This is a genomic window from Longimonas sp. (assembly GCF_040409695.1).
Lineage (GTDB): Bacteria > Bacteroidota > Rhodothermia > Rhodothermales > Salinibacteraceae > Longimonas.
Window position 1 is genome coordinate 1 of sequence record NZ_JARWGJ010000205.1, and the last position, 21,436, is coordinate 21,436.

Consider the following 21,436-nt stretch of genomic DNA (forward strand, 5'->3'; position numbering starts at 1 on the left):
GGGCTGGCCCCATATGCGTTCCAGAAAGCTTCTGCACCACCGCTGGCAGCAACGGTCGACAGACGAATCCGCTCTGCATCTACAGATGCCGCCCACGCCATCGTCGTATCGACGAGCGCTGTAGCGATGCCCTTGCGCCGATGCGCTTCCGCCACGAACACCTCATCAATGTAAACCTCAGCACAGTCTTCGTACACAGGCGGCGGGCCCGTGCGATGGGCCCGCGCAAATCCCGCAAGGTTGTCTCCTGGCGACGTTACAACCCAAAGCTGTATCGTCGCATCGTCTATCCACACCGGCAGGTCGTTATTCCACCGCTCGGCGGCATCGTCGGCAACCGTCAACCGATTGTCGTACCCGGCCTGCTCCTCCATAAACGCCGTCCACAGTTCGGTCAGCCGGTTTTGATCGGCCAGTGTGGCGCGGCGAATCGTGTAGTCAGCGTTCATAATAACATAGGAGCGACGAAGAAAAGAGGCGGAGTGCTGTGGTGAGGCCGTGGTGGGGCTACGCTGCTACTGGCTGGATACGGCCTTCATGCACAAGTTGCTCTGCATTGAGGATTGCACCGCCCGCCGCACCGCGAATGGTATTATGCGACAGCGCTACAAATTTAACGTGGTTGACCGTACACGCCTGAATGCGGCCTACCGTAACGGTCATGCCATTTCCTGCATACACGTGCTTACGCGGCTGTGGAGCGTCGGGGGCCGAATCAACAGAAACCAGCCGATCGGGCGCCGATGGCAATGCGCTTACGTCGACTGGACTGGTATAGGTACGCAATGCCTCTTCGGCCGCCTCAGGACTGATCTTCTCGCTGAACCGCACCGAAGCACACGCAAGGTGGCCATTCCGTACGGGCACGCGGTTGCACTGCGCACTTACGGCGAGCTTGGCCTCTTTGATTGCACCGTTCTCATAGGTGCCCAGAATCTTACGCGGCTCCTCGTCGAGCTTATCTTCCTCGCCGCCGATGTACGGAATCACGTTACCCAGCGCGTCGAGCGATGCCACGCCCGGATAACCGGCGCCTGAAAGCGCCTGCAGCATTGTAACCTGCACCGCCTCTACGGTAAAGGCTTCCACAAGCGGACGCAGGGCGCAGACGAGTCCTACCGTGGAGCAATTTGGGTTGGTCACGATGAAGCCGCCGTTCTCCCACGACTGCTCATCGATCAATGCCGCATGCTCCGGGTTGATCTCCGGAATGAGCAGGGGCACCGTAGGGTCCATGCGGTAGTTCTTTGCATTAGAGATAACCGGGAAACCTGCATGTGCAAAGTCTGCCTCAATCTCACCGGCTACCGCCGAATCCAATCCAGAAAATACAAGATCGGCCTCTACTGCGTTGGGGGTGCAGGGCACAACTTCCATGTCAGTAACAGCGTCGGGCATCGGGCGGCTGCTGAGCCAGTTGGCCGCTTCACGATATGGCTTCCCAGCCGATCGTTCCGACGCGGCCAGTGTATGAATAGAAAACCATGGATGATCGGCCAGGCGACGAACAAACGTCTGTCCAACGGCGCCGGTGGCACCTAAAATGCCTACACGTAACGTGGGATCTGACATAAAATCGTAAAGGGTTGGTGGGTGTAGAAATCAGTGGGGTACAGGGACGTACAGGGGCGTGAAATGGCCCTATCGTGCTTATATGCTGGCGCTTTGCCACACACCGAGGAAACGTACACTGGCAAAGCATACGTTTTCCTCGTCTGCCCGATAGTTGCACGTTGTTGCGAAACGCACCTATCGGCTCGCGCTTTACGAAGCGGGTGGCCAGAATGCAATGCTGGAAGCACCTTCAGGGACAATCTGCGTGCCCGGAGCTTCAGGCCGGTCGATACTCCGCACCTGCATGGGCACCGCACGGTGAGCCAGCGGACGGAGCGTCTTGGGATGCATGCCCAGCCGCCCCGACTCGGTCCATGCAAACGCCTGCTCCATCGTCAAACGGTCCAGGCGTTGTGCCGCAGCGTCGGTACGTGGGTCGGCTGTGTAGACCCCGTCAACGTCCGTAAAGCGCGTAAGAGAAGCCGCGTTCAGAAAAGACGCAATCAGCGCTGCCGTGTAGTCGCTTCCCTCAAAGCCAAGCGTGGTGGTTGCTCCGTGCGTACTCGCACCGATGAAACCAGCTACTACTGGCACCGACTTAGGAGGCAGCGTGTCGAACCATTTAGTAACCTCCGCTTCGGTGGCGGCCATGTCGACGTTGGCCTCGCCGTGCGTATCATCGGTACGAATGAGCGTTGTAGCTTCGCCCGCATGCGCTGCGATCCCACGGTCGCGCAAAGTGGCTGTAACCATGGGCACCGAAAGCTGCTCGCCTGTTGCCAGCACGGAATCACGCAGGGCAGGTGTGAAACCCGTATCGGCAATGTCTGTCATCCGGGCACGCAGGGCATCCATGTGGTCGGAAAGGACAGACGTATAGCGCTCTGCAGATTCTGGTGAAAGCACCTCAGCGGCTTGTGTGTGATGACGCGTCGTTAGATCATCGAGGAAAACACCGAGTGCCGTTTCGACCGCGGCGTCAGACGACTCGCGCGCTGCGACTACAGCCTGCAGCCCTCGGTCGAGCTGGCGCGTTACACCTGCAAGAGCCGATACGATCAATACGGGGCGAACGTCGTTGTGTGCCTCCTTCACCAGGGCTCCTATCGCACGCATCCGCTCAACCGAACCGGTGGCGGTCCCCCCAAACTTCATCACAACAATAGGGCGTACAGGCCGGTCAGATGGATGCATAGCGCATTGTGTTGATACGTGGTAAAACACACAGAATCAACCTTGTCGTTTTTTGGTGTGTTCCTCTGCCAACGCGACGAGGCTGTGCCCTTTGCCAATAATTCCGGCGCACGCGTTTGGTATTCGGGGAGACACGGTGGTATACTTTACAGTGCGGTGCTGTTTGCGGATTTAAGTATGCCAGCAAAAAATACATGTACACCTTGTCATCGCGAGGAAGGAGCCTGCGACCGACGCGGCGCTGGCGCTCCTCGCGGTGACGGACTCAAAGACTCTTTTGTGGACCTACTTAAGAGGCTGTGCCCGACAGACCGTTCGCTCTTGTATCATCGATCTTTTCTGATTCTGTGGACTCTCGCCTCGACGGACGTGCTATTGCTAAATCGGTACGTACAGCTACTCGTAATGCGGTTGAATCCTTCTCTGCGCATGCCGACCCACCCGCGCTCGCTGTGGTGCTGGTCGGCGACCACCCCGCTTCGGCCTCGTACGTGCGTGGTAAGAAGCGGGCGGCTTCCGAGGTAGGCATTCAGTCAACCGTGCACCGGCGCGACGCCAGCATCTCGCAGCACGAGCTGCTGGACTTGATTCGCACGCTCAATGCCGATGACGCCGTAGACGGCATTCTCGTACAGCTGCCCTTGCCTGACCATATCGACCAGTATGCGGTGATTGAGACGATCGATCCGACCAAGGATGTAGACGGCTTCCATCCCCAGAATCTGGGCCGTCTTCTCATAGGCACGCCTCAGTTTGTGCCCGCCACTCCCGCTGGCATTATGGTGCTCCTTGAGCGCGCTCTCGACGACCTGGCCGGCGCCCGGGCTGTCGTTGTGGGACGCTCAAACATCGTAGGTAAGCCCCTCGCTGCCCTGCTCATGCAGCGTGATGCCAATGCAACTGTGACCGTCTGTCACAGTCGCACGCGCGACCTGGCTGCTCATACGAAAGCCGCCGACATCGTCATTGCCGCTGCGGGCCGCCCAAACCTCATTACGGCTGACATGGTCTCCGACGGGGTTACTGTCATTGATGTAGGCATCAACCGGGTCGACGATGACTCGCGTGAGCGGGGCTACCGGCTGGTCGGTGATGTCGACTACGACGCAGTTGCGCCGAAAGCGCATGCCATTACGCCGGTACCTGGCGGCGTCGGTCCCATGACTATTGCGATGCTTCTACGCAACACGCTGCAGGCCGCCCAGCATCGGCGTGCATAGCATGTGCGCCCATCACACATGCATAACCATAGCATGGGCATCGCTCTCTCTCATATGGTGTGTCTGTCATGCCTTCCGTCCAGCACAACCCGTACGTACAAGCCGCCGACACCACCGACGCTCAGGCGACTGTGGATGAGATCACACCTGAAGATGCCGCGGATAGCCTCGAAGAGTTCAACCAGACGTTTCGCGAGGCAGTCCGGCTCTTTCTGGAAGGCGATCTTGAATCCATGTGGACGCAGCTGCGCATCAGTGCGCTCGACCTGGCTGCCGTTCTCTTGCCTCGCCTGCTGGTTGCGGCCGTTGCGTTCTTGTTCTTTTACACCGTGTACCGGCTCATCGATGCCACCTTGTTCCAGATTCTCGACCGCAGCGACCGGGTGGATGCAGGGCTGCAGAACTTGCTCCTCAAAACGTACCGGGTGATTGCTGTCGCATTTATCGCCATCATTGTACTTGGACAGTTAGGGGTCGACGTTACCGCACTCGTTGCCGGGCTCAGTATCGCAGGTATTGCCATCGGTTTCGCAGCCCGCGATTCGCTGGAGAACTTCATCTCAGGCGTTACCATCCTTGTTGACGAACCATTTCTGGTGGGCGACTATATCGAAGTCGAGAACCAGTACGGGCAGGTCGACGAGATTACCCTTCGCTCTACGCGTATTCGCACAGTACGAAACGAGATTATGGTGCTGCCGAACTCGTTCATGATCAGCAACCGGCTCATCAACCATACCAAGCGCAACACGGTGCGCGTAGATATCGACTTCGGGATTGCGTACAAAGAGTATCCCGATGAGGCACGCCAGGTCGTGATCGGGCTCTTTGAGGATGACGACCGCGTGATTTCGAACCCCGGGCCCACTGTCGTTGTGGTCGAGATGGCAGACTCCAGCGTAAATATGAAGCTCCGGTTTTACCTGAAAGATCCGTCTCAGGAGGTGCCTATGCGATGGGAGTACACCGAGAAGGTGCGAGAAGCCCTGCGGGAAGCCGACATTGAAATTCCTTTCCCCCATCTGCAGATGTTCTTAGACGAGGCCCGAGCTTTGAACGGCTCGGTGCTTTTCGATAAGCCTGCCACGCAAAACGGCGATCAGAGCAATACTCCGAATGGAAACGGCGACCGCCCGCGTCCCTAACCCGGCGCCCCTAACCCAGTAGCATGTTCACTGGCGTTCCTGCCACTCCTTTCCTGGGATCACTCACTGGGACCTTCCCCTTTGCGTCGTGCAGCAATATGAGCCCGGGCGTCGGCTCGTGCATCACGATCGAGCTTTTCATCCCAGTTCACCGACCGGAGCCCCTCAAGCTGCTCGTGTGCCGTCAGGTCCAACTGCATGGGCGTTACCGCAACGTAGTCATCTTCAATGGCCGCAAGGTCGTTATCGGCCCCACTATCCAGGTTCACGAAGGTGCCCGATAGCCAGTAGTACGGGCGGTCGAGCGGGTCGGTGCGAGCCACAAAGCTCTCTTCCCAGCGCGCCCTGGCTTGCCGGGTGATGCGCACGCCTGCAATCTCGTCAAACGGAAGCGCCGGAATGTTGACGTTCAACAGCGACCCCGCCGGCAGTCCTTCGTTGAGGACGTGCCGGCTCAGCATGCGGGCGTAATATCCAGCCGCTTCGAACTCGTTTGACGACCACGAGCAGAGCGAGAAGGCGATAGCCGGATAGCCCATGATTGCGGCCTCGGTGGCAGCGCTAACCGTTCCGGAGTACAGCACGTTTACCGCTGTATTCGGACCATGGTTGATGCCGCTCACCACCAGATCCGGCGGGCGATCCAGCAGCTCTTGTCCAGCCAGCTTGATGCAATCCGCGGGCGTTCCGGCGATTGACCAGGCCTTTGTTGGCCCCGAGGGCACTTCGAACCCATACGACTGTGCACGCACCGGATCGCGCACAGTGATGGCGTGCCCTACTGCGCTCTGTTCGCTTTCAGGAGCGGCAATAATAAGATCCCCCAGTCCGTCGAGAGCCGAAGCCAATGCTTGAATACCGGGCGCGTCGATCCCATCGTCATTGCAGATCAGGATGCGCGGGCGGTCGCTATTAGAAGACTGATTTGTGTCTGCCATACGTATGCATCTATCTATTGGATGAAGGCTCTTTGAGGGCGTTCGAGCAGGCCCGTTGCAGGACTGCAGCAGGACTGCGAACTGCCGGCGTTATTCGTAGCTTTCGTCTTTGTTAGGGAAAGAGCGGGTACGCACGCTGTTTACATATGCTTGTACCGCCTCGGTAATCGTCTTGTCGAGGCGCGCGAAGCGCCGCACAAAGCGGGGGTTAAAGTCGGTGGTTAATCCAAGTGCATCATGCGACACCAGCACCTGACCGTCGCAGTCTGCCCCGGCTCCAATTCCGATTGTTGGAATGTCGAGTGCCTCGGAGACCCTCTTGCCGAGAGCTGATGGGATCTTTTCGAGAACGAGCGCGAAGCACCCTGCTTCTTCAAGGGCCTGTGCTTCCTCAACCAGACGCGCCGCTTCGTCCTCTTCGCGCGCACGCACCTTGTACGTACCGTAGTTGTGGATGCTCTGCGGCAAGAGCCCGAGGTGCCCCATCACCGGAATGCCAGCCGAGATGATGCGATTCACCGTTGGAAGCACGTCGTGTCCGCCTTCCAGCTTGACAGCGTGCGCCTCTGCTTCTTTCATCACCCGGATAGCCGACGCCAGCGCCTCCTTAGAATTGCCCTGATACGACCCAAACGGCAGGTCAACCACAACGAGTGCACGCTGGATGGCGCGGATAACGCACTGAGCGTGGTAGATCATCTGGTCAAGCGTGATGGGCAGTGTGGTTTCATGCCCCGCCATTACGTTTGAGGCCGAATCGCCCACCAGCAGTACATCGACCCCCGCCTGGTCAAAAAGACGTGCCGAGGTGTAGTCGTATGCTGTAAACATTGCTATAGGCACCCCTTCTGCTTTCATGTTTTGAAGCGTCTGTGTAGTGACGCGAGGCACGTCGGCAGGCGCCGGGCGAATCGTTTCTGTGCTCATAGGAACGTGGGACAAAGAGAAAGCAAAAGTGGGTAGATGGCACGCTGTTGAATGCGCGCTGCCAGCCAGCGCATGGGCGTACGTATTAGTGGTTCCAAGAATGCGACACATGCGCAGTATTGCATATGCAGCATTATGCATATTATGCAGTACAGCCGGATCTCCACTGGTGGGAGACCCGGCTGCATAGGCTCGTTTCGAAACGAAAAGAGAGGCTTAGTTGGTTCCGCCACCCATCGGATCTGTTTCGAGAGAGGGCCCTGGCTCAACCTCCGACTCATCGATGTCGATACCCAGGCGGGTGGCAACATCGAGCGTGATGTTCACCACGTCGTTGGTTGTGCCGCTTACGTACAGCAGCGCCTGCTCGCGGAGCACCAGGTCGAGATTCTGCTCAGCAGCCACCTCGTTGATCGCGTCCTGCAGTTCTTCAAGCAGCGGGCGCATCAGCTCCATTTCGCGCTGGGCAAGCTCCTGCTCGGCTTCTTGCTGAGAGCGCTGCAGCTCGACTTGCATCTGGCGTAGTTCGTCTTCACGCTCCTGGCGCCGCTCATCCGAGAGCAGCCCTTGCTGCTGCTCGTAGCGCTGAAGCTGCTCCTGGAACTCCTGCTGCATCTCCTGCAGATTGCCTTGCAGACGAACAGTTTCTTGCTGCAGGCTTTCCTGGACATCTTGGATGCCTGGCATGTTTGCAAGCACAGCCTCCTGATTTGTGAACCCAATGCGCTGCTGGGCCTGCACATCGGCAGTTCCCCAGGCAGCAGCAAGGATGAGCGCGAGAGCGATAACAGAATATCGGTTGAACATAGTGGATTGGTTTGTTTAAGGAGTATTCGGTGCAGTGCCTAACAGGCCTGCAAAGTAAACGTGTAACAGCGGCCTACTTGTGTGAGGCGCGCTGTGCCGTGTGGCTTAATTGGATTGCTCAAAGTCAATCCCAAGCTCAAAAACCACATCTTCGGTGAGGTTGTGCTGAGGGCGTGCAAACATAAACAGGTGGCTGTCTGCCTTGTCAAATACATAGTCATATCCGCCTCCTTCAGCTACTGTCTCAACAGCTTCGAGTACGCGCTCCTGAAGCGGACGCATAAGCTCTTGCTGACGCTGGAAGAGCAGTCCGTCGGGGCCGAAATACCGGCTGCGGAGCTGCTCCACCTCTCGGCGGGCCTCACGGATGCGCTCTTGTTGGCGCTCGCGCTCTTCGGGGGTGTATAACAGCTCGCGAGCTTGAAAGTCTTCGACAAGGTCTCGCACCTCATCTTGTTGAGCCTCAATCTCGGAGCGCCAGTCCCGTTCGAGCTGGTCGAGCTCCTGCTGAATAGACCCGTACTCGGGCAGCTGGTCGAGCACCTGATCAGAGTCGATATATCCGATCCGTTGCTGAGCAGCAGCAGAAGACGTTCCAACAAGCAGGAAAAGAACAAGCAGTAGTGTAGTAACGAGCCATGCTGTCTGGTATTGCCTTCCCGCGTCCACAAACGCCAAATTCATAGCCGATAGTGCGCCTCCGCGATCTGAGTGGCTTACGGCGCATTCATGGTACGACATATACAAATCAGTTTGGGAATGAGAGCAGGATACGAGCGCCTGCGAAGACGGAGTTGCCCGGCAGGCGGAGCCGGAGCGCACTACGTAATCCTGATAGCGCAATGCATGAGATCATGAAACGCGATAGCGTAACAGCCGCCTGCCCCTCAATACTTTACAGCATGTTGGCCCTGTAGCGCATGGGACTGGCGCACTCAGTGTCTCGCTGAGTCCATTTTACTAATCCATTTTGCCACGTCGACCAGGCTACTAAGCTACTGCTGCGGACCTCCCTGTCCAAGCGAGAACTGGAAGCGCCAGCCAGGTGTGCCGTCTTCGCCTCGTTGAAAGGGCACAAAGGTATCGAAGTTATACCCATAGTTAAACTCAATCATTCCTACGATAGGCAGAAAGAGCTTCACGCCCACCCCTGCCGAGCGGAAAAGCTCCGATGGGTTGTACGTGTCGAAGCTATCCCATGTGTTGGCGGCATCTAAGAACAGATACGGGGCTGCCTGCAGCTGCTGTGATTCGACCGCCTTAAACCGGAACTCTGATGTATACTTGTTCAAGATGCGTCCTCCAACGGGGGTTACCTGGTTGCGGATCGTCTCGCGCGGCCCAATCACTCGTGCAGGGTATCCGCGCATTGGAATCGGCTCGGTACCGAACTGGAATCCGCTAAAGTCAAAGAGCGTACCGCCTACTTCGAAGCGTTCGAAGGCGACGTCATCGCCTGTAATCGAGCCAATGTACCCGAACTGCGTTCCGAATCCGAAGGAGAACCGGTCGCCAACGGGAATATTCCAGTTTGTGTTGAAGCGCCACTTGTGGTACTGCACCAGGTCGCCGATCGGGGGCGCAATCTCTGCAGACAGGCGGATGCGCGACCCACTGCGTGGAAACATCGGGTTGTCGAGCGAATTGCGCGTGAGCGCCTGTCGGTACGTTACGGTCTGGTTCACGCCCTCAGGCAGGCTCGACAGCAGTCCGCGGTCGTTACGCCAGTACTGATAGCCGACCCCAAAGGACAGGTTAAAGTTATCATCGGGCCAACTCAGGCGGCGTTCGAAAAACAGATTAGAGCTAATCTGCGTGAATGTACCTTCGCTTGAGCGCTGTGCGCCAATTGAAATAGGCTCCTGCGAGAACTGGGTAAATGAAACCGAGCCCCCTACAGGGTTGGGGCGTCCGCGGAACCAGGGTTCTGTAAAAGAAAGCGAGTAGCTCTGAAAGAACGTTCCGTTCGTGCGAACATTGATGCCGAGGCGCTGGCCATCACCCGATGGGAGCGGACGCCAGGCGCTACCGTCAAACATCCGTTGCGTCGAGAAATTATTGAACTGAAAGCCCAGTTGGAGCACGAGGCCAAAGCGCCCCCACGTGCCAGAGAGCTCGAGCTGGTCGCTTCCCACCTCTTCCAGATTGTAGGTCAGGTTAACGAGGCGTTCGCTGTCGTCGACGTCGAGTGCAGGCCCTTGCCCGAGCGACTCCTGGCTAAAGTAATTCAACTGCATCAGGCGCCGGATCGACTCCTGTATCGCGCTGCGGCTGAACGTTTCTCCAGGCACCGTGAACAGCTCGCGCCGCACCACATGATCTCTCGTTTTCGTGTTGCCGGCCACCGTAATGTTTCCAAAGTCGTACGTGTCGCCCTCGCGGATGTCGATGCTGATATCAAGCGAGTCGCGCCCCACGACACGGATTGAAGGATCTGCGTTGAACTGCAGGTAGCCGCGATCAAGGTAGAGTCCGGCTACATCGGTACCGCGCCGGTTCCCCTGAAGGTTCTCTTGCAGGCGCCGTCCGTTATATACATCGCCAGGAGCTAATCCAAGGCGTTCGCCGAGCAGCTCATCTGGATAGACGGTGTTGCCCTCCCACTCAATATTGCGGATGTAATACCGGTGCCCTTCTTCAACCGTAACCTCAAGCACGATATCGCCATCGGGCTGCTGTATTGTCTCGTAGCCAACGATACGCGCGTCAAAGTACCCGTTCTCATCGTAGTAATCGATGACACGGTCAAGGTCATCGCTCAGCATGTCGGGGTCGAACGTAGCACTGCGCCAGAAGCGCCACCAGCTGCGTTGCTTATTCTCGTCGAACTGGCTGCGGAGCCGTCCGTCCGAGAACACTTCATTCCCTACGAACCGGATGTTATCGATCCTAACTTTATCGCCACGGTCGACCTGAAAAACGAGGCGCACCTGATTGTCGGCAATGTTGTTGCGCACCACGTTGACCTGAGCGTTAAGGTAGCCGTCTTCAGCATAGTGGCGCTTAATCATCTGCACCGAACGCTCAATGTCGCCCTGGCGTACCGGGCGCCCAAGGAGAAGCGGAAGGCGGTTCTCAATATCGCGCCGGTCGCTCCGGCTCATGCCCTGCAATCGAAACTCGCCTAGGCGTGGTTCGGGGGCAACCTCAATCACAATGCCCACGGTATCTTCAGTCCGTTCCTCCTGGTAGATGCGGACATCAGAGAAGTGACGGATATCATAGACCGAGCGAATGGCTTCTGCAATCGCCTCGCTCTGCGGAAGCTGTATCTGCTGTCCCTCTTGCAATCCGCTCGTCTGGATCACAAAGTCTTGCATCCGGTCTTCAGCCCCTACAACCCGAATCGTTGATATAGTCACCTCTGTTTGTGCTGCAAGGTTTGCTGCCCCCGGAGGAGGAGCTTCTTCAGGAAGAAGGGTTTCTTCCGGACTGGGAGTAGGGGTCGGGGTGGGCTCAGGCTCTACCTGGGCCTGAGCGGCCCAGGGAGTACCTACAAAGAGCACCAGTGTGAGCAGAGCCACAGGCCCCACGAATCGGACACGGTCCATCATACAGGTCGAAATTGCAGTCACGAAATTAGGAATCCAGTCGAGAGAATGCAGTCGACGCCAGCACGCTACATAAACGGGCTAAGCATAAACGGGCTAAGCGACGCTATTCGTATCGCTATGTGCGAACACGGGCGGTATGGCGGTCGGGGTGATTCTCATTTATAATACCTCTCCCCTGTTTACGCGTCCGTGCATGCCTTCTGAATGGCATGGTGGATACATGGCAGAAGGCGTTCGTATCGAAGCCGGCGTTACGAATCCGAAGAGCAGGTTTCGTATCCGTTTCCGTTAACCGGCACGCGGCCAAAGCGACGATCGCGGTCTTGGTAGCTGCGAATCGCTTTGTACAGCTCTTCTCGGCGGAAGTCGGGCCAGTAGCAATCGGTGATATACAGTTCGGAGTACGCGCTCTGCCACAGCATGAAGTTCGAGAGCCTGTACTCCCCTCCTGTTCGGATCAGCAGGTCGGGATCCGGGATATTTCCGGTATCCAGCAGCCCGCCGACGATGTCTTCGTCGACATCTTCCGGATCGATAACGCCGTTAGCTACCATCTGGGCGAGCTGCCGCGCGGCCTCAGTCATGTCCCAGCGGCCGCTGTAGGATAGCGCCAGCACGAGCGTGAGGCCGGTGTTTGAGGCTGTTTTGCGCACCGTCTTCTGGATCTCGAGCTGGCAGCGGCGGGGGAGTTGCGAGAGATCACCGATCGTCTTAAGACACACGTTGTTGTCTACCAGGTTGGCACGTTCTTTTTTTACCGTGTGCGCAAGCAGCCGCATGAGCGCCTTCACCTCCAGCGTGGGGCGGTCCCAGTTCTCTGTGCTGAACGTGTAAAGGGTTAGGTACTCAACATTCAGTTCGGCACACGCTTCAACGATATCACGGACCGACTCAACGCCCTCATAGTGGCCAGCATACCGCACCTGGCTACGCTGGCGCGCCCACCGCCCGTTACCGTCCATGATGGCGGCCACATGGCGTGGCACTTCTCCTCGCTTGTGCAACAGCTCTTGCAATTGCGCGTCGTCCACGTTAGCAGGCAGATAATGGATGGAGGCAGGAAGGTATGATTGGTGCTGAGGATACAAGCCACGAGCACAACGCACCGCAGACGGGGGTGTATCTTCCGACATTGCTGCGTTACAGGTCTTTCCAATACACCTGCACGAACAGCACGAATCAACGTTTCATGTACTGCAGGCGTATCCGTGTGCAGAATTGGACAAGCTACGTGATATCAGGCGGACTTACAACACATCTTATGGCTATGCTCTGGGCAAAACGTTCCGCTCAACACACGGCAAACATATGGCCCGTTGCAGAGGCGCCGACATGTACACCGCCCGTGCTCCGCGCTACGTTGGCACTGGCTACAAGCGCAATATGTCATTGAAAATCAAGAAGATCATGAACCCGAGCAAGAGCAACATCCCTACCTGTTGAGCTACGAGCCGCACACGCGTAGATGGCGGGCGGCGCGTGATGCCTTCGTAGATTAAGAACATGAGCTGCCCGCCGTCCAGGGCTGGGATCGGAAGAATGTTCATGATGGCCAGGGTGATCGACAGGATCGCCACAATGCGCCAGAAGTCAATCGCTCCAGCTGAGGCTGCCTGGCTCGTTACCTGTGCAATGCGTACGGGCCCTCCCAGATTGTCGCGCACGTTATCGCGCCCCACGATGATGCGCTGCAAACTCACAACGATGTTTTCGGCATACTCCCAGGTTTCTACAGTTCCTGCCAGCAACGCCTCGCCGGCCCCGTATGTGCGTGTGCGCTGGCCAAACTCGGCCGCGAGCATGTCTGGGCTTGGAGTTGCAATGCCGATAACGTAACGGTCGTCGCCCTCTTCGTGATCGGGCGTGATGACGGCCTCGTAGAGCGCCCCTCGCTCGGTTTCAGCAACCAGCTGCGCACGCTCCGACGACCCATTCAGCGAATCGGGACGCAGCCATCGAATGGTCGTAGGCGCGCCGCCTGTCTCTTGCAGCCGCTCTGCCATCTCTTGCCAGAACCGGATTGTGTCGCCCGCCACGTGCACGATACGGTCCCCCTGCTGTATGCCCACCTGCGCTGCCGGACGATCCTCAGGCGCCATTCCTACAATAGGCGGGATAAACGATATACCCAGCGGCGATCCAACGCCCTGACTGGCCCGGCTGATCTGGGTCATAATGTCGCGTGGGCCCACCAGCGTTTGTGATCCGGTGCTTCGATCAACCGTGATGGTCAGCGTGTCAGCAAGCAACGCTCCTGGACTGAGCTGTTGAAACGTCTCAAATGGTTCGTTATTGACAGCCAGGATCCGATCGCCAGTGCGCATGCCCATTTCGTAGGCAACCGATCCCTCTTCTACGTAGATCGCTTCTACATTTTCAGCAGGGATGTACGCGTCTCCACTACTCCACTTGATCCCGGCAAAGATAACAGCGGCCAGAATCACGTTAAAGATAACACCCGCCGTAATCACGACAATGCGCTGCCACACCGGTTTCGATCGAAACTCGTGATCTTCTGGCTCTTGCTCTACATGCTCTGTATCGAGATTCTCGTCGATCATCCCGCTGATCTTTACGTATCCCCCCAGCGGGGTAGCTCCAACCACGTATTCGGTGTCGCCCATACGACGCCCAAAGATCGTGGGTGGGAATCCGATCGAGAACCGCTCGACCCGCATCCCAAAATACTTTGCCGTAAGGAAATGGCCCAACTCGTGGACAAAAACAAGGATTGTAAGGGCGAGCAGCACCCAGATCGTAGATGTAAGAATGCTCAGCAGCAACTCCATGCGTGCGCCGTGCGATGGGGTCTATGAAGGAAAAGCGTGGATGTACCGTGTCATCATGAACGGCATCCGTTCAATCAACGCCTGTTACGGGTAGTTCCTTTACAGGATGCGGGCGCTATCCATAAACAGGACCTGTCGGTTTGCTGACACGCTGTCTTGCCCGCAGGAAACGCCTGTTCGCGGCGAAGGTAGCATACGACCTACATGGTTCTTCTTGAGACCTTCCTACTGCTCAGCCTTATGTCTTTCTCTGGGGTGCTCGCCTTTCTACGCATGCTTGCCACCCGTGCACTGCACCGGCCTCTTTTTGCCGGACTCCATGATGCCTCTTCGCGTGGTAGCGGCAGGGGGACGTCTTCTTGGAACGCGACCTGGACTGAACGGCAGAATCTAACACGTGCCCACTACGCCTTGGAAATGCCAGGGGGCGCACCGCTCTTGATCTCTTCTCTAATGTCTCCTACGGTGCTGCTTGGTCTCTTTGTTGGAATCGCCCTGTCTCTAACCGCATCGTCGGGGCACGCGCAAAACCGCCCTACGCCTCCTGCACCGCCAGCGCCTACTGCTGAGGCCGACTCGTTTCAACAAGCGCAACAGCTTCTGCAGCGCGGCAATCACGAGCGGGCTATCGCGCTCCTCAGTGGGCTTGTAGACGACTACCCCAACCGCCTCACGTACCAATATGAACTGATTGATGCCTACGAGGAAACCAAGGCATACGACCAGGCGATCGCACTGCTGGAGCAGCGTGCAGGCGATACCCCCTCGGTGAGCGACCTTGCTGACCTGGGGCGCCTGCAGTATCTGGCCGGACGCGAAGACGCTGCGAGGGACACCTGGAACGCTGCACTCGAGCAATACCCTGATCGTGCCAGCACCTACCGCAGTGTTTATCACACCTTGTCTACGCTGCGGCGTTTCGACCAGGCTGTGTCTGTCATGGAGCGGGGCCGCGATGCCCTCGGTGACCCGGAAGCCTTCCGCACCGAACTCGCCCACATGTATAGCCTGGCCGGGCAGCACGCCGATGCGATGCGCGAGTACGTTGCGCTGCTCAGCACCGACGAACGGCGCCTTCGCTTCGTTCGCAACCGCCTACAGCCCTTCATTGACCAGTCCGGCGACATTGGCGATGCCCTTGCTGTACTGGAAGAGGCCGTAGCAGACCACCCCGACAACGAGGCGTACCTCGACTTGCTTGCCTGGCTGTATGCCGAACAGGAGGACTACGACCAGGCGCTCTCGGCATACACCCGGCTCGACAAGCTCCAAAACACAGAAGGCGATCGCCTCCTCGACTTTGCCGAGCAAGCCGCCAATGCCAACGCCTTTGCGGTAGCCGAAAACGCCTGGCAGACCATCCAGACCACCTTTCCCGAAACGGATGCAGCCAGACTTGCACAGAAGAGAGCAGGCGACCTCGCGTACCGGCGTTGGACACAAGCGCCTCCTTTTACCGATGAAGCCACGCGCTTTGCCAGCGAAGCCTGGGAGACCTACCATGCAGCTGTTGAGGATACAACGCCGCGCGAAGCCTCCGAAGACTACGGCGAAATGTGGATGCGTATCGCTGAACTCGCTCTTGACACCAAACAGGATCTCGACGCTGCACGCCGCGCCCATGCGGCCCTGTCCGAAATCGAATCTTATCGTCAGGAGCGTGCGCTCCTTTCCGGACGCATTGCACTGCGTGCCCAGGACCTTTCGACGGCGCGCGAGGCGTTTGCATCCCTCAGTACCGGCGAGCCTACGACAGCAGTGGAGCGTACGGCCCAGCATCGTCTGGCTCTTTTGGATGCGTACGATGGCGGCATGGAGAACGCCAAGAGCCGAATTGAAGTGCTGCTTGGCGATCTGTCTGCTGCCGTTGCCAACGATGCCATCGCTCTTCACGCGGCGTTGCGTCACTTTGCCGGCCCCGACTCTACGCATGCGGCGCTCCAGTACTACGCAAGCGGTATGCTGTACGAACTGCAGCACCGTTGGTCGGCCGCCGATGCCGCCTACGAAGCGCTTATCACGGAGATCCCCCGCCACCCGCTGACCGAGCGGGCCCGCTATCACCGGGCTGCTCTTGCCGTGCATCTCGAAGGCGTTGACGCCTCCGCACAGGCCCTTCAGACGTTTGCTACACAGTTTTACCGCCATCCCTGGGCCGACCGCGCGCTCTTTGAAGCGGCTTCGCTCCTTGAACACGCCGCCAATGAGCCCACCGAAGCCCGGCGCCTGTACATGCGTCTTATCGAGCAGCATCCACGCTCCGTATTTGCAAGCGATGCTCGTACCCGCATCCGCCAGCTTCCGGCGTCGTAACGCCGATTCACCGCACAGCCGCGCCGCCGTCCTTTTTTCGCCTTGCCCGCTACTCTCTTATGCGCTCATTCGCTTCTACCTGCATCGCGCTGATACTTGGCCTGTCTGTCGGATTTTCTGGGCCTGCACAGAGTCAGGACGTTCTTGTACCGATGGACGATGCCCAGACCAACCACCTGAAAGCCTATGGCGCCGCGTTCTGGGTCCTTACCCAGAATCAGGAGGCCGACTGGCTGCTGAACTACCGCGGGGGCTCCTTTCTGATGAATGCCTCCGACGCGCTCGAAGAGGAGCTCCGCATCCGAGACGTGTACTACGAACGCCTCTCAGCCTCCGAGTCTGCCGAGCTTGTAAACCGTGTCGAATCGGACGGTAATAACCAGGCCGCAGTGCGCCTGGAAACGGCTCCCGAAATCGCGGTGTATGCTCCGGATCAGACCGTGCCGTGGGACGATGCCGTGCTTCTTGCACTCACCTATGCCGAGGTGCCTTACGACATGATCTATGATCGTGAAGTGCTCAATGGCGAGCTGGGCAACTACGACTGGCTCCATCTGCACCACGAAGACTTTACCGGGCAGCTGGGCAAGTTCCTGCGCTTTCGTAACACGGCGTGGTACATGGAGAAGCAGCAAGAGGCCGAGGCGGTGGCCGCCGAGTTTGGCTTTCGCAAGATCAGTGAGCTCAAGCTGGAGGTGGCGCAAACAATCCGGTCGTACGTGGAACAGGGCGGGTTCCTCTTCTCGATGTGCCTGGGCACCGAAACCCTCGACCTGGCCCTGGCCGCCCACGACACCGATATCGTGCCCGAGGAGTACGATGGCGACCCGGTCGATCCCAACGCCCGCGAGCGCCTCGACTACAGCCAGACCTTCGCCTTCAGAGACTTCCAGCCCGACCTCAACCCCCACAGCACCGACCACTCCGATATCGACACCGGCCTGCCGCCGCCTTCCATGCGCGACCCGTCGCTCGACTACTTCACGCTGTTTGACTTCAGCGCGCAGTGGGATCCGGTGCCGACCATGCTTACACAGAACCACGTTTCTACCGTGCCTGGGTTTGTCGGCCAGACCACAGCGTTCAACGCCAACATGGTGAAAGATCACGTAGTGAACCTGGCCGAGATGCCCGCCCGCAATGAAATCAAGTACCTGCATGGCGGCCTTGGCGAAGGCACGTTCACCTTTTTCGCAGGCCATGACCCCGAAGACTACCAGCACTTCGTCGGCGATCCGCCCACCGACCTCAACCTGCACCCTAACTCCCCCGGCTACCGGCTTATCCTGAATAACATCCTCTTCCCTGCCGCAACGCCCGAACGACAGCAGACGTAGCGCTGCGGCATGGTGCCGTGCTGCCCTCTGAACCCACGTACCGGCCCATGTCGACGTTACCGCACCACCGCCAACCGCTTCGTAGCGGTAAAGCCCGCGCCCTGAATCCGGACGAAGTACGTGCCTGCAGCCAGGCGGTCGACCGGAAGCGGAATGCGCTGCGCTTCAAACGCGGGCACCTCGGCCTCAACCACGGTGCCCACGGCGCGCCCGAGCGTGTCATACAGGCGGATGCGTAGCGTCTGCGCTTCGTTGACCGTCACCTGCAGATCGGACTGCGTTCGTGCCGGGTTGGGCATGGGCCCCACAACCTGTTGGGGCGCGTCGATAAGCGTTGCATTGCGCTCGGTACGCGCAACAGGCGACCGGTTCTCGGCGTTGTCGATGGCAACCAGTCCGAAGTAGAGCGGCGTGTCGCGCGGCAGATCGTCTCCGTTCAGCAGAATGCGCTCGGATGTGCCCGCACTGTCGGGCACGGGCACATTGCGCACTCGTGTAGCCTGCGCAAAATCGGCATCCGTATCGATGGGCTGCTCGGCGTATCGCAGGTCATAGGTAGAGGCGCGGCCTCGCGTCTCGTCGTCGCCGGTGGCCGTCCAGGATAGCTCAACGCCGCTCTCCGACACCTCCGCAATCCGAAAATCGCCAATTGCTGCGGGCGGGATCAGGTCGGGCAGCTCGACCGGCTCGTCGACTGCTGTAATCGAGGAGCGCCCGGCTGCGTTTTCGCTCTGAATGGCAATGTAGTAGGGCGTCTCCGGCCACAGCGCATCCACCTGTGCCGTTAGCTCGGCGCCGGGCGCCGGCGAACGCGGTGCGGGCAGTGCCCGGGCGCGCTCGAAGTCGGCCTGCGTTTCGATAGGCGCGGTGGCTACCCGAAGCCGGTAGCGCTGCACGCGGTTCTCGGCGCCATAGAGCGGGGCCACCCAGCGAACCGATGCCTGGCGCCGGCCCGTATCGACGACCGTGAGGGCCTCGACCGGTGGCGGCATGTTGAGATGCGCCCCCTGCACAGCCCCGTCGTGTGCCTCGGCGCCGGTGCCTGCCGGGTCGAGCCAGTCGCGCAACCGCGCCTCGGCGGCGGGCCCGTCCCAGGCCATAGCCAGGCGCCCATACCAGTCGGGCTCGTTAACGCCACACGCGGCGATGCCCCCCGAAAGCACCCCCGCCACACGTTGCGCAGCGTCGTACAGCGGCGCCCCCGACGAGCCCGGCTCGGTTGTGCCCACGTCCCAATCCGAAATACGAAGATGCGTCTCGTCGCCGGTCGTGTTTTCAGCGTAGGCCGTAATCGTGGCCGGGTCGAAGTCGAACGAGATGCGCTTGGCAAAGCCACCGGGGTGGTGAATGGTGGTGGATGCCGACGGCGCCGCATCGGCCCGCGTCCAGCCGCTGTAGAAGAGATCGTAGGCGGGCGAAAGCGGCTCGGCCACCTCAAGGAGCGTAATGTCGGGGCCTCCGCTGATGCGCCCGCTTCCTACCGTAGCGCGCAACAACGCGCCGGTACTGGTCTGGTCGAAGGGATCTGCATCGGACGTCTGTCCGCTGCTGCTGCCGCCGGGCGGGCGGCAGGTCAGATGCTCGTAGTTCCAGTAGAACACGGCGGTGTCGGCCTGTTCCTGGGCATCCACGCAATGCTGTGCAGTGAGGAAGTACGGCGCAACGGGCCCCTCGGTCGTGTTCAGCAGCGAGCCGCTGCACGAGAATTGGAGCCCGCCGCGCACGTAGGTGATGCGCGCCACCGAAGCAACCTCGTCGCGCCAGTCATCGGCTTCGGGGCAGGCGGTGTCGACATTGCACGACCCGGAAGCGTGCGGCTGTAGCGGATTGAACGGCGTATCGGGCGGGGCCCAGCCGTGCCCCACATGCACCAGGCGGGTCGACATCTCTTCAGCAGCGACACCGACAGGCACGGTTACTGTGATGAGGGCGGTTTCCCCGGAAATAACAGGCGTGTAGAGCACGCTGCCCGCCTCTTCGGCGGTGTACGGACCGCGCTGCTGCGTACCGTCGGGGCGCGATACCGTAAGCTGTGCGCCCTCCGGCAGGTCGAGCGGACGAAAGCCCAGATTGAGCGTCTCCGCGCCCGGACTTGTAACCAGCCCCTGTCCGACGCGCGAGCCGGTGCCGGCGTCGCGCCAGGCCACCAGGTCGGTGAGGCGGCGTTCGGTCGTGCGGGCAGAGGCGAACGGCTGGGGCCCTGACGGCGCGTCATGGCGCAGCGCAGGGCGGTCGGCTTCCGAAAGCGCATCGAGCCTATAGTGCGGGCGGTCGCGGTTCTCCTGCGCGACGCTCTGCACAGGGGCAGACGCGAGGCTCAATAGCAAACCAGCCAACATGAAGAAAAGGACGCTACGCATCCGCCTGTATATCTGATGCTTGTGTGTTTATGCCCGTGGAGCTGTTAGTTGGCCCCTTCTTAGCTGGCCTCTTCGGTCGGGTCGAAAGCGCGCACGCGAGCGTCCATTCCGTCGACGGTATCGACGAGGTCCGACTTATACGCCTTCATGGCCGCCTGTAGATCCGCGTCGTGCGTCCCCAGAATCTGGATGGCAAGCAGCGCCGCGTTCTTGGCCCCGTTGATCGCGAGGGTTCCGACCGGCACGCCGCCCGGCATCTGAACGACCGAGAGCAGCGAGTCGAGTCCGTTCAGGGTGCTGGTTTTGACGGGCACGCCGAGCACCGGCAGCGGGGTGCTGGCAGCGATCATGCCGGGGAGGTGCGCCGCGCCCCCGGCTCCAGCGACAATCACTTTTAGGCCGCGTTCGGCGGCGGTTTCAGCATATTCATGCATTGCGGCAGGCGTGCGATGGGCCGACAGCACCCGCATTTCGTAGGGCACGTCGAACGCATGCAAGATGGCTGCTGCGTCGCGCATGACCGGCAGATCCGATTCGCTTCCCATAGCGATACCAACGAGCGGGGTGTCTTCTGTAGAAGGCATGGTTGTAGAAGGCATGATCAGGTGTAAACTGGTACATAGAACGGAGTGATGCGCGTGCTGCGTATGCTGCATTTCTACAGCACACGTCTACAGCACGATACGCTGAGCCGCCTCTTCGGCCCGAGTGCGGGCTTCTTGGGCGAAGTCGGCGAGCGCGGTAACGTGGCCCATCTTACGGTTTGGGCGCACCTCGGGCTTGCCATAGATGTGAACGTGTGTGCCGGGCACATCGAGCGCGGTGCGCCAGCCGTCGGCGTGGGGCGGCGTGCCCTGACGGCTACCGAGCACGTTGACCATAACAACATGCGGAGCGACCAAGTCGGGGCGGCCCAGCGGCAGGTCGAGCACCGCCCGCACATGGTTTTCGAACTGACTGGTCGTGCAGCCTTCAATGGTGTAGTGCCCTGTGTTGTGCGGGCGCGGGGCGATCTCGTTTACGAGCACCTCGCCGTCTTGCGTCTCAAACAGCTCTACCGCCAGGAGTCCGACCCCCTCGACGGCGTCAACGGCGTCGCGCGCTACGGCCTGTGCCTCTTCCGCGAGGGATTCCTCGACAGGGGCAGGCGCTACGACGGCATGGCAGCGGTGGTCGCGCTGCTCGGTGTATACGACCGGATATGCGACCGAGGTGCCATCAGGGCGACGAGCAATCTGCACGGCGAGCTCACGCACAAAGTCGATGCACTGCTCGACAAGCACGCCATCGTCGGCGGC

Annotated in this window: 17 protein-coding genes; 4 read left to right on the forward strand and 13 right to left on the reverse strand. The window is 59.5% G+C overall.

Annotation, left to right across the window (positions count from 1 at the left end; genetic code table 11):
- The 3 genes from PPP56_RS12615 to PPP56_RS12625 form a co-directional block, all read right to left on the reverse strand.
- Window positions 1-449, reverse strand: a 449-nt coding sequence (locus PPP56_RS12615; RefSeq protein WP_353564408.1) for a GNAT family N-acetyltransferase, incomplete at its 3' end; no start/stop codon positions are given.
- A 58-nt stretch (window positions 450-507) separates the two neighbouring features.
- The gene (gene asd, locus PPP56_RS12620; RefSeq protein ID WP_353564409.1) at window positions 508-1,572 is read right to left on the reverse strand and encodes an aspartate-semialdehyde dehydrogenase; all 1,065 of its coding nucleotides are present in this window, start codon (window positions 1,570-1,572) and stop codon (window positions 508-510) included.
- 192 nt (window positions 1,573-1,764) lie between these two features.
- A complete protein-coding gene (locus tag PPP56_RS12625; protein ID WP_353564410.1) occupies window positions 1,765-2,748 on the reverse strand; it encodes an aspartate kinase in 984 nt (327 codons plus the stop codon).
- Window positions 2,749-3,095: 347 nt separating this feature from the next.
- Between PPP56_RS12625 and folD the strand changes: the two genes are divergently transcribed.
- Window positions 3,096-3,968 (forward strand): bifunctional methylenetetrahydrofolate dehydrogenase/methenyltetrahydrofolate cyclohydrolase FolD, encoded by an 873-nt coding sequence (gene folD / locus PPP56_RS12630; RefSeq protein ID WP_353564411.1) that lies wholly within the window; start codon window positions 3,096-3,098, stop codon window positions 3,966-3,968.
- Window positions 3,969-4,036: 68 nt separating this feature from the next.
- Window positions 4,037-5,113, forward strand: a complete 1,077-nt coding sequence (locus PPP56_RS12635; RefSeq protein ID WP_353564412.1) for a mechanosensitive ion channel family protein — start codon at window positions 4,037-4,039, stop codon at window positions 5,111-5,113.
- Between the two features lie 59 nt (window positions 5,114-5,172).
- On the opposite strand, the gene surE is transcribed toward PPP56_RS12635, so the two are convergent.
- The 7 genes from surE to rseP all read right to left on the reverse strand — a co-directional run bounded on the left by surE (window position 5,173) and on the right by rseP (window position 14,128).
- Window positions 5,173-6,051 carry a 5'/3'-nucleotidase SurE gene (surE, locus tag PPP56_RS12640; protein WP_353564413.1) on the reverse strand — a complete coding sequence of 293 codons (879 nt, stop codon included), beginning with the start codon at window positions 6,049-6,051 and terminating at the stop codon, window positions 5,173-5,175.
- Window positions 6,052-6,141: 90 nt separating this feature from the next.
- On the reverse strand, window positions 6,142-6,963 hold the full coding sequence (gene panB / locus PPP56_RS12645) for a 3-methyl-2-oxobutanoate hydroxymethyltransferase (protein WP_353564424.1): 822 nt from the start codon (window positions 6,961-6,963) through the stop codon (window positions 6,142-6,144).
- Window positions 6,964-7,194: 231 nt separating this feature from the next.
- Complete coding sequence (locus tag PPP56_RS12650) at window positions 7,195-7,785, reverse strand: OmpH/Skp family outer membrane protein (protein WP_353564414.1); 591 nt, start codon at window positions 7,783-7,785, stop codon at window positions 7,195-7,197.
- A 105-nt stretch (window positions 7,786-7,890) separates the two neighbouring features.
- A complete protein-coding gene (locus tag PPP56_RS12655; RefSeq protein WP_353564415.1) occupies window positions 7,891-8,469 on the reverse strand; it encodes an OmpH/Skp family outer membrane protein in 579 nt (192 codons plus the stop codon).
- A gap of 311 nt (window positions 8,470-8,780) precedes the next feature.
- On the reverse strand, window positions 8,781-11,339 hold the full coding sequence (gene bamA / locus PPP56_RS12660) for an outer membrane protein assembly factor BamA (protein WP_353564416.1): 2,559 nt from the start codon (window positions 11,337-11,339) through the stop codon (window positions 8,781-8,783).
- A gap of 251 nt (window positions 11,340-11,590) precedes the next feature.
- Window positions 11,591-12,370 (reverse strand): undecaprenyl pyrophosphate synthase, encoded by a 780-nt coding sequence (gene uppS, locus PPP56_RS12665; protein ID WP_353564417.1) that lies wholly within the window; start codon window positions 12,368-12,370, stop codon window positions 11,591-11,593.
- Window positions 12,371-12,709: 339 nt separating this feature from the next.
- Window positions 12,710-14,128, reverse strand: coding sequence for an RIP metalloprotease RseP (gene rseP / locus PPP56_RS12670; protein ID WP_353564418.1), 1,419 nt, complete (start codon window positions 14,126-14,128; stop codon window positions 12,710-12,712).
- Between the two features lie 453 nt (window positions 14,129-14,581).
- On the opposite strand from rseP, the gene PPP56_RS12675 reads away from it, so the two are divergent.
- Window positions 14,582-16,441 (forward strand): tetratricopeptide repeat protein, encoded by a 1,860-nt coding sequence (locus tag PPP56_RS12675; RefSeq protein WP_353564419.1) that lies wholly within the window; start codon window positions 14,582-14,584, stop codon window positions 16,439-16,441.
- A gap of 59 nt (window positions 16,442-16,500) precedes the next feature.
- The gene (locus tag PPP56_RS12680) at window positions 16,501-17,778 is read left to right on the forward strand and encodes an asparagine synthetase B (RefSeq protein ID WP_353564420.1); all 1,278 of its coding nucleotides are present in this window, start codon (window positions 16,501-16,503) and stop codon (window positions 17,776-17,778) included.
- Between the two features lie 56 nt (window positions 17,779-17,834).
- On the opposite strand, the gene PPP56_RS12685 is transcribed toward PPP56_RS12680, so the two are convergent.
- The 3 genes from PPP56_RS12685 to PPP56_RS12695 all read right to left on the reverse strand — a co-directional run.
- Entirely contained in the window at window positions 17,835-20,099 is a 2,265-nt protein-coding gene (locus tag PPP56_RS12685; protein ID WP_353564421.1) for a T9SS type A sorting domain-containing protein, read from the reverse strand.
- 98 nt (window positions 20,100-20,197) lie between these two features.
- The gene (purE, locus tag PPP56_RS12690; protein WP_353564422.1) at window positions 20,198-20,737 is read right to left on the reverse strand and encodes a 5-(carboxyamino)imidazole ribonucleotide mutase; all 540 of its coding nucleotides are present in this window, start codon (window positions 20,735-20,737) and stop codon (window positions 20,198-20,200) included.
- A 72-nt stretch (window positions 20,738-20,809) separates the two neighbouring features.
- Window positions 20,810-21,436, reverse strand: a 627-nt coding sequence (locus PPP56_RS12695; RefSeq protein ID WP_353564423.1) for an ATP-grasp domain-containing protein, incomplete at its 5' end; no start/stop codon positions are given.

Bases quoted from the DNA above. Each gene is read 5' to 3' on its own strand.
- surE (WP_353564413.1), bottom strand. From the start codon at position 6,051: ATGGCAGACACAAATCAGTCTTCTAATAGCGACCGCCCGCGCATCCTG.
- rseP (WP_353564418.1), bottom strand. From the start codon at position 14,128: ATGGAGTTGCTGCTGAGCATTCTTACATCTACGATCTGGGTGCTGCTC.
- PPP56_RS12650 (WP_353564414.1), bottom strand. From the start codon at position 7,785: ATGTTCAACCGATATTCTGTTATCGCTCTCGCGCTCATCCTTGCTGCT.
- PPP56_RS12635 (WP_353564412.1), top strand. From the start codon at position 4,037: ATGCCTTCCGTCCAGCACAACCCGTACGTACAAGCCGCCGACACCACC.
- PPP56_RS12625 (WP_353564410.1), bottom strand. From the start codon at position 2,748: ATGCATCCATCTGACCGGCCTGTACGCCCTATTGTTGTGATGAAGTTT.
- purE (WP_353564422.1), bottom strand. From the start codon at position 20,737: ATGCCTTCTACAACCATGCCTTCTACAGAAGACACCCCGCTCGTTGGT.
- asd (WP_353564409.1), bottom strand. From the start codon at position 1,572: ATGTCAGATCCCACGTTACGTGTAGGCATTTTAGGTGCCACCGGCGCC.
- PPP56_RS12655 (WP_353564415.1), bottom strand. From the start codon at position 8,469: ATGAATTTGGCGTTTGTGGACGCGGGAAGGCAATACCAGACAGCATGG.
- PPP56_RS12675 (WP_353564419.1), top strand. From the start codon at position 14,582: ATGTCTCCTACGGTGCTGCTTGGTCTCTTTGTTGGAATCGCCCTGTCT.
- PPP56_RS12680 (WP_353564420.1), top strand. From the start codon at position 16,501: ATGCGCTCATTCGCTTCTACCTGCATCGCGCTGATACTTGGCCTGTCT.
- bamA (WP_353564416.1), bottom strand. From the start codon at position 11,339: ATGATGGACCGTGTCCGATTCGTGGGGCCTGTGGCTCTGCTCACACTG.